Below are 8,910 nucleotides of genomic sequence, written 5' to 3'. Positions count from 1 at the left end.
GGATTTGTAATTCTACATCCATTGCCCTGCTTACCTTCCAGAGTTTTTTCTTTTAATCCTTTTATTAAGAATACTCGGAAAGTGACATAAGAGGGATATGAGCTACATCATAGTCCCCTCTCGAAGAGCGGGGAGGGGGTTGGGGGTGGGGTTCTTGTACCTCACTCACCTGAGAACCGCTATATTCTGAGTAGAATCGTGAAATCTGTTGTCTCTACTTATGTCGTTGCTGATGCCATTGCCAAGCATGGGTAATAATTTCGTTCAGTTCAGGATATTGTGGATGCCATTTTAAAACTTTAGTTGCTTTGTCGCTACTGCCAACTAAAATAGGAGGGTCACCCGGTCGGCGATCGCGTTCTTCTATTTTAATTTCCTTGCCTGTTACTTTTTTAGCAGTTTCTATTACTTCTCTGACTGAAAAACCACTGCCATTTCCTAGATTAAATACTTCGCTTTCTCCCCCTTTTAATAGATATTCCAAACCTAAGATATGGGCTTGTGCCAAGTCAGTCACATGAATATAATCTCGGATACAAGTACCATCTGGGGTAGGATAATCAGTGCCGAATATCAAAATAGATTCGCGCTTACCAAAAGCAGTTAGTAGCACTAATGGGATGAGATGAGTTTCAGGTTCGTGGTCTTCACCAAGTAATCCATCAGGGTCAGCACCTGCGGCGTTAAAATAGCGAAAACGTACAGACTTGAAATTGTAGGCTGTATCAAAATCAGATAAAATTCGTTCTACCATCCACTTGCTAGTAGCGTAGGGACTAATAGGATCGTGAGGATGGTCTTCGGTAAGGGGAACAAACTTTGGTACACCATAAAGAGCGCAAGTAGAAGAAAAGATAAATTTCTTAACTGACGCAGCAAGCATTGCTTCTAAAAGCGTCAAAGTACCTGCAACATTATTTTGGTAATATTTTGCTGGGTCGGTAACAGACTCACCCACTGCAATATAAGCAGCGAAATGCATTACTGCCTCTATATTATGGGATGAAAATATATTATCAAGCAGGGCGCGATCGCTCATATCTCCAACAATCAATTTTACCTGTAAAACATCTTCTACAAGTTCTCGATGTCCATTCGACAGATTATCTAAAACGATTACTTCATAACCTGCATTTTTCAGGGCTAATACAGCATGGGAGCCAATGTATCCGGCTCCTCCCGTGACTAAAATAGTTGACATAATTGGGTATTGTAAACAATGATTTTGAATTTTAGATTTTAGATTTAAATCCAATCCAAAATCTAAAATTTTTTGTCCTAATTTCTTTCTTCCAAGTAGCGAGAAATTGCATTGTCAAGGTGTGGCATTAATTCACCTCGATTGCTGCCAAGAACGCTGTAAGCTGGGCGGGGAGCAATCCAACCAAGTTCTTGCGTCGGACGAGCAATTAGACTGCTGACACTCACACCTGCTTTTTTAGCTGCCAATCGGGCTAAGTCAGACCAAGCTACAGCACTTTTGTTAGCCAAATGCCACAAACCGTTCTCGCCATCAATCAATAAATCAAGGCTGGTGTGGACAAGATCGGGTACATAAGTAGGCGAGACGATCGCATCTTCGGCTGCGACAAAAGTATTTCCAGCAGCTAATTGCCGTAGGGCGATCGTCACAAAGTTGTAATCATCCCACGGCCCGAAAAATGCGCTGGTGCGAATCATTAGCGATGCAGGATGAGCCTGCAATACTAGCTTTTCTGCCAAAACTTTGCTGCATCCATATACATTCAGGGGCGCAACGGTATCAGTTTCCACATAAGGATTAGACTCAGCACCATCGAATACCAAATCTGAAGAGAAAGTTAGCAGCCCTACATTATGTTGAGCGCAAGCAGCAGCTAAAATCGCTGCCCCTTCAGCGTTTACCTTCAAACAAACATCGGGTTCGCGTTCGGCATCGTCTACCCGCACGTATCCGGCAGCGTTCACAACTGCCCACGGTTGTAACTCGGTAAGTACTTTATTGACGGAAGCAGGATTGGCAATATCCATATCTTGGCGTCTTAGGAGGCAATATGAAATTCCTCGCACTTCGCACAACCGAGCAAAAGCCTTGCCTAGAGTTCCTGTGGCTCCCACGATCGCCAAGGGACGAAGAGAAGCAGGCGAGGAAAGCGGGGGAGATGGGAGAGATATGCGACAACTGACGGCTGGGTATAATAGGCGCTCTTTTCGATGCCACCATCCTGGTGTATCAAGTAGTGGATGATTCGGTTTATTTCCAGTGGCTAAATCTCGCACCATCTTGGCGATCGCTGTTTGTCTAGGCTGTGGAGAGCGCAAATCAAATACACCTGGCTCGTAGTATCCTGCGGAGCGAGTCACTAAACTATTCCAATCGTAGCTGCCCAAAAGTGCCCAAACAGTCACAGCCCGAACATCTGCGCCTTGATCTCGTAATTCTTGGGCTGCATTCCACACTTCATTGAGCCAGCGTAGCTGCTCCTCACGGGTGCAACTCAGGTGAACTTCAGTGACAGCAAAGGGTAGTTTGTAGCGTTCCCATGTCTCTTTGAGCAATGTCCGGGGGCCTGCCAAACCCTCAGCGCAAACTCGCACTGCCTCTACATCTGCATACTTGTCTCGACCATTGCCTCCATGCGTCCAAGCGGGATAGTTTTCTAGATTTTCATCTAAAAAGCGCTCGCTCGTCAGGTAATGGTTAATGCCGATAATGTCAGGCGGACAGGTATATTGTAAAAATTCTTCAAGTTCAGTCTCGCTGATACCACAATCGCGCAAGTAACCCCACATCGGATGAGTTGGGTTGATTCGACCGCATAATAAATCAAGACTCAACCAACGACGCTCGTTCTCAAATTCTGCTTGATAAACCAGCTTTGGCGTACTATGAGTTTTACCCAAATCCTCAGTTTGTACGAGTTGGGCGTTGGGATTGACTTCCCGGATTGCTTGCATCGAAAGAGCGATCGCTTTACACTCTCCTAACAAAGCACGGGCGAAAGTTAAATCGTCCTGTCCATGAGGATACCAGTGACCGTACATCCCACTGAAGCGTGCTGTTGTCAGTGGCTCGTTTACAGGTGTGTAATGTGTTATCCAAGGATAGCGTTCTGCAACTGCACGAGCAAACACCGCTAGTTTTTCGGGAAATTCTGGATCTACCAAGCTGGTATCGCGAGGGCCACTACCATGATGCACTAATCCCACAATTGGACAGATGCCAAGTTCGCGCAAGCGTCCCAGCCGTTCATCTGCCCACGACCAATCAGCATTCTCTAAACCGTTGGGTGCTATCCGCTCCCAAATAACTGGATAGCGGATGGCGTGTATACCTAGTTGGGCAAATAAATCTAGGTCATCCAAGCGCGTTGCATGACCATTGCGTTCTAACTGATCGAGATACTCTTCACCCACACGATTAACCGTACACTCTACACCAGCCCAAACTTCTAGGGGAAGTTTTGATTTAGGAGTGTTGAGCGTCGAGTTGAAAGCAGAAGCCATAATTTACAACTCAAGCTGATATTTTATTTGATGGGTTGTTTTCGAGTTTTGTTGGGGAGCCAGTGCGTTGCGGTGAATCCAGCGCTGTAGGAGGGTTTCCCGCCGTAGGCGACTGGTGAACCCGAAGGGAGGTTCCGGTTCCCTACGTTGTAGCAACTGGCGTTGTATTATGCCGCAGGCTAACGCCCCATCCTAGATTTTCGGTGCGTTAGGACTAGTAGTTCGCCAACCCACCCAAAATTGCTGGGTGGAGGTCGGCGCTTGTGCAAGGGAGCAGGGGAGCAAGGGAGCAGAGGAGAGGCTTATACCAAGTTTTTTCCCCTCTGCCCCTCTGCCCCTCTGCTAACCACCATGCAAAGTTGACTTGCCAGACTACTAGGGCGTGTTTTCAAAGTCTTAGATCCCCCCAACCCCCCTTCAAAAGGGGGGCTAAGAATCTCTTAAAGTCCCCCTTTTTAAGGGGAGCCAGTGCGGTCTTGGGGGTTTCCCCCATGAGCAACTGGCGTGGATTTAGGGGGATCTAAAAAATTAGGAGGCTAAACGAGTAGTTTGAAAACACGCCCTAATGTCCATAACGCACCCTACAAATACAGAGCGAGTACGAATTACGAATTACGAATTATTTAAGCTTTAACCGCAATTTGTTTGTACACAGACAGAGCCTGAGCAACACATTGATCCATGTTGTAGTACTTGTAGGTTGCTAGTCGTCCCACAAAATATACTCCTGGTGTTGTATCAGATAGCGCCTTATACTGCTTGTACATTTCGTTATTTTCAGGACGCGGTACGGGATAATAAGGATCTCCCTCAGCTTTCGGAAACTCGTAAACAATACTAGTTTTAGAGTGTTCCTGACCAGTTAAGTATTTAAACTCAGTTACACGAGTATAAAGCTGTTCATTGGGATAATTTATTACTGGTGCTTTTTGAAATACAGCGGTGTTGTGCGTCTCATGCTTGAAATCAAGCGAGCGATATGGTAATTTGCCGTAGCGATAATCAAAGAATTCGTCAACAGGCCCGCTATAAACCATCTCGCGGCAAGGTATAGCTTTTTGGATTTCCTGATAATCAGTGTTGAGCATTACCTTAATATTCGGATGATTAAGCATATTCTCGAACATCCGGGTAAAGCCGTGGAGCGGCATTGCCTGGTAAGTATCGGTAAAATAGCGATCGTCACGATTGGTACGAGTCGGAATTCTGGCAATTACTGATTTATCAAGTTCCGATGGGTCAAGTCCCCATTGCTTGCGCGTATAATTCCGGAAAAACTTTTCATACAGTTCTCGACCAACTTTGCTTACCACTACATCCTCGCTAGTGCGGATGTATTCCATTGGTTCAGCAAGGGATTTGTAAAACTCCTCCACCTCAAATGAATTGAGATTCATCCCATACAGCTTGTTGATGGTGTCAAGGTTGATCGGAATCGGAACAAGTTGTCCGTCTACACTGGCAAGGACGCGATGTTCGTAAGACCGCCACTGAGTAAAGCGTGAAAGGTATTCAAAGACTTCACGGGAATTAGTGTGAAAGATGTGGGGGCCGTATTTGTGTACGAGAACCCCATGATCGTCATAGCGATCGTAAGCATTGCCGCCTATGTGGTTGCGCTTGTCTACAACCAGCACTTTTTTACCAGACTGAGTTGCCAAACGTTCTGCTATCACGCTACCAGAAAAACCAGCGCCGACAACCAAGTAATCGAAGACAAAATCTCTGGTTATGATATTTGGTGCTTGTTTACCAGCCGCACCTGTGGAGTTAGCTTTGTCTTCACCATCACGGGCAGCAATGGCAGAGTCAATCAGCTTCATCATTGATGCCCAAGTACGATCCCAAGAAATCTTCTCTAAAAAGACATCTACTCGACTCAACCATTCTGAGCCTGGGGTGTCTTCTTGCATTGCTTGTTCTGCGGCGGTGACGAACTCAGAAACTGTGTCTGCAATTCGCACCAGTTTCGACTCTCCGTAAGGACGCACCACATCTCGAATTGAGGTAGATACTACAGGTCTACCTGCGGCAAGATACTCTGGAGTTTTGGTAGGGCTAATAAAACGTGTTGACTCATTCCGCGCAAATGGCAACATTGCTAAGTCCCACCCTGCTAAATAGGCAGGTAGCTGTTTATAATCTCTGCCACCGAGATAATGAATATTTTCATGCTGTGGCAGACTTGCGGGATCGATTTTGACAACTGGCCCAATAATTACTAGATGCCAATCGGGACGAGCTTCGGCAATACCAGCAAGCAGTTCAATATCCATCCGTTCATCAATTACGCCAAAGAATCCAAGGCGAGGATGGGGAATATGAGCTTGATCTTCTGGTTCTTGAACGTTTCTCGCCTGTCCAAAGTGGGGGACATCTACACTGCTAGGAAAGGCATAAACGTTGGGGTGCTGGTTCACTTTACTTTCGTAAAGGCTTTGTCCCCCTGTAAATACTAAGTCTGCACGGCTGAAAAGTTCAGCTTCGTAATTCTTTAAAGTGGGTGATGCTCCCTGGAATGCAGACAATTCATCCATGCAATCGTACACCACAGCTTGGGGTTGCAAGTGGCGCGTAAAAGCGATCGCCATTGGTGTGTAATACCAACAAATGTACTTGTTGATATTATGCTCTGCAAACAAACTATTAATTAGTAGTTGTAAATCTGCGTTTATTGCTTCTTCAGTTAAACCTTGTGGCAGGTGTGGCACAACCACAACTACTCCATTTGAATCTTGGTTTACATCTAGCCTTGCCAAGGGTTCTTCAGAGAAAATTGCCTCCTCAATAAAGAAGACTCGCTTTCCTTGAGCGCAGCGACTAAGAAGATGTTGTGGTCTTTGATAGACGAAATTCCAACGTAAATGAGATAAGCAAACTATGTCAGGTGTATCTTTAAAGGTTTCTGTTGATTGAACTTTTTTATTAGACGAAGTTAAATTCAACAGTGGCGTCGTACCCGATGATTGCGTTTCAGCTAGCTGCGATCGCTTTGTTTTACGCTGCTTCGACGAAATAACATTGCTGACACCGTTGTTTTTGACTTGAGATTTTTCACTTGCCATAGATGTTCTCGTTATTTAAATTATTTATTCTGACTAGCCAATCGCTAATACCTTTTCTTTGTAAAGCAGCACCAAGCTTACTTTTAGGCAAAAGCTTGTAACACAATTTGCTGCATTTCCATATCGAATCGGTATAATCAATGCTTTGTTGTATTTTTAATAAAATACTATTATATTTATGGTTTTTTCATCTATCCAAATAAATATAAGTTGCTTTTTTGTTAAGCCAAAAGTACTATATTTTTCTCAATGTCTAAGTCTAAATAACAAAATATTGATTGATATAATGTAAAGCATTTTTTGTTTTTCTCTAAAACATATATGCATACTTATGGTTTTTTGTCTGTTCGATTTCGTACACAAAACTTAAGAGAATTAACAAATGTATTAATTTTAATAAATCTGGTTTCTTTATTTCTCATTCCATATGTTTCAGTCTAATCATATATAAAATTAACCTACTTTTAGGAAAATAATAGTTTTTTTGCCAAAAAAGATTATTATTTTGTTATCTTGAATACATACTGTTGTAATAATCATAGTAAATTTTTTAAACAAGTATTGTAAATTTAACCCTGCTGATAGATATGTTTTCTCAACCTTAGGTAGGTTAAAAGTCTTTTGATAGTGTGTAAACTTGCTCGTATATTCAATTCATAAACCTCACGCGATCGCTTCTAATGATGCGAATCTGTGAAGCGATCGCTTTTCTATGAGAATTTATCAAATAAAATAGGTAGTGCAGTAAGTGTAGGCATTGATATTTAAAAGTCTAAATCTTGCTTTGTAGCGGCAGTCATCATTAATAAACTAAGTAGTAAAATTTTTGATTTAGAAATTTTTCACTTCTTAATGATGTAATTTTTTCTAACTAAAATTATTACTTTAGATGTAAACACTCAAACTCAATCTTAAAACTACTGGCAGAGAATACATTGAACTAACTTTTTGCATAACATTGTACGTTGCGCCGTAGGATTGTTAGGAATTACTTCTTACAACAATACTACCACTGCGCGTCTATTCAATCGTAGTTTTGCAGTTTCTTATGCCTTGTTGGCGATTATAGGATTGTTGCCTTTTGGTAAGACATTTTTCGGCTTAATGCCATTGTTTGGTACCAATGTTTTACTTAATGCATTAGCAGCGATCGCAGCTGGCTACTATAGCGTTGTTATACCAGCCAAACAGAGTGGTGTTAATGTATCGCAAAATCTTTAAGTTCAATCGCTGGCGATCGTCTGTGGCGTCCAGGTAGGGCCTTGGCAAAGGGGCCCTTCTGGCGTCCAGATCAGCATATCTAAGCAGATTTGCCGCATATCCATGTTTTTCGCCCAAGCATGATAGACAAGATACTCAGTCTTACCATTTGGCCCAAGAACAATAGAGTTATGTCCCGGCCCTCTAACAAAATTAGGAACAGACTTTAGCACCCGTGGCCCGGTTTGGTTACCTGCGTCAGAGTAAGGCCCCATCACGTTGTCAGCAATGCCATAATCTACACCGTAGTTCTCAGTTTCCCAGCGTCCACCACTATAAAAGCAGTAATATTTACCTCCATGCTTACGAACGCAGGGGCCTTCTAAAGTATGCCAATCATAGATTTCACCATACATCAAACGATTGGCTAAAAACCGTTGCCAATCGGATCGCGCACGTAAAACCACTTTCCCCTCACCAGCAAGCTTAGTCATGGTTTGGAGTTTGTCTACAACTAATGCTGTACCAGCACGCACTCCATCCGATGTATCTAGAAAGTCACGGGCGTAAAACAAATACCACTGTCCATTATCATCCTGGAATGGGTGCGGGTCGATCGCAAAGGGACAGGATTTTGGATCTACAAGTGACTCACCAACATCTTGGTAAGGCCCTAATGGAGTATCGCTTGTAGCCACACGTAACTGATGATTCTTGTCCTCGTGCCCCACAGAGTAGTAGAGATAGAACTGTCCATCGCAGTAAGCAACTTCGGGGGCCCAGAAATTATCGCCAAGGGCGGGATCTGGCCGCAGTAGTGCGTTACCAACATAATCCCAATTCACAAAGTCGAAAGAGCGTAACAGAGGAAAGACACGTGATTTGTTATTGAAGTTAACATTTGGTGCGTCCGCTATTTCATCTACCGTTCCTTCTGCTTCTGCTGCACCAGTGCCGATCGCATAATATACCCCTTCGTGTTGCCAAACAAAAGGGTCGGCAAAATAACCTTTGTAGACTGGATTAGTATAGGTTTGCATTTCAATCCCGTAAATATTGCGGTGAAGCTAATAAATTCTAGAGCAGCAAAGTTAACTAAAGCAAGGTAGTAAATATTAGTGTTGCAGAACAGTGGAATCAATTGGGGCAAGCAGGGGAA

4 protein-coding genes and 1 pseudogene are annotated in these 8,910 nt (G+C 43.5%); 1 reads left to right on the top strand and 4 read right to left on the bottom strand.

Annotated elements, in window-relative coordinates:
* Positions 1 to 214 precede the first annotated feature (214 nt).
* From galE to glf, 3 genes are all read right to left on the bottom strand, one after another.
* Entirely contained in the window at positions 215 to 1,201 is a 987-nt protein-coding gene (galE, locus tag V7L01_RS02310) for a UDP-glucose 4-epimerase GalE (protein ID WP_335031542.1), read from the bottom strand.
* A gap of 77 nt (positions 1,202 to 1,278) precedes the next feature.
* On the bottom strand, positions 1,279 to 3,486 hold the full coding sequence (locus tag V7L01_RS02305; protein ID WP_335031540.1) for a family 1 glycosylhydrolase: 2,208 nt from the start codon (positions 3,484 to 3,486) through the stop codon (positions 1,279 to 1,281).
* A 623-nt stretch (positions 3,487 to 4,109) separates the two neighbouring features.
* Complete coding sequence (glf, locus tag V7L01_RS02300) at positions 4,110 to 6,551, bottom strand: UDP-galactopyranose mutase (protein ID WP_335031538.1); 2,442 nt, start codon at positions 6,549 to 6,551, stop codon at positions 4,110 to 4,112.
* Positions 6,552 to 7,490: 939 nt separating this feature from the next.
* Between glf and V7L01_RS02295 the strand changes: the two are divergent.
* Positions 7,491 to 7,772: pseudogene (locus tag V7L01_RS02295) on the top strand (DUF4383 domain-containing protein); the annotation flags it as partial.
* Positions 7,773 to 7,774: 2 nt separating this feature from the next.
* Here V7L01_RS02295 and V7L01_RS02290 read toward each other — a convergent pair.
* Positions 7,775 to 8,791 carry a glycoside hydrolase family 43 protein gene (locus tag V7L01_RS02290; protein ID WP_335031537.1) on the bottom strand — a complete coding sequence of 339 codons (1,017 nt, stop codon included), beginning with the start codon at positions 8,789 to 8,791 and terminating at the stop codon, positions 7,775 to 7,777.
* Between the last annotated feature and the right edge of the window lie 119 nt (positions 8,792 to 8,910).

The organism is Nostoc sp. (assembly GCF_036917095.1).
Lineage (GTDB): Bacteria > Cyanobacteriota > Cyanobacteriia > Cyanobacteriales > Nostocaceae > Nostoc.
Note: the sequence above shows the minus strand (reverse complement) of the source record. Positions and strands in the feature narration are given on the sequence as shown.

Coding starts and splice junctions, on each gene's coding strand:
- galE (WP_335031542.1), bottom strand. CDS start 1,201: ATGTCAACTATTTTAGTCACGGGAGGAGCCGGATACATTGGCTCCCAT.
- V7L01_RS02305 (WP_335031540.1), bottom strand. CDS start 3,486: ATGGCTTCTGCTTTCAACTCGACGCTCAACACTCCTAAATCAAAACTT.
- glf (WP_335031538.1), bottom strand. CDS start 6,551: ATGGCAAGTGAAAAATCTCAAGTCAAAAACAACGGTGTCAGCAATGTT.
- V7L01_RS02290 (WP_335031537.1), bottom strand. CDS start 8,791: ATGCAAACCTATACTAATCCAGTCTACAAAGGTTATTTTGCCGACCCT.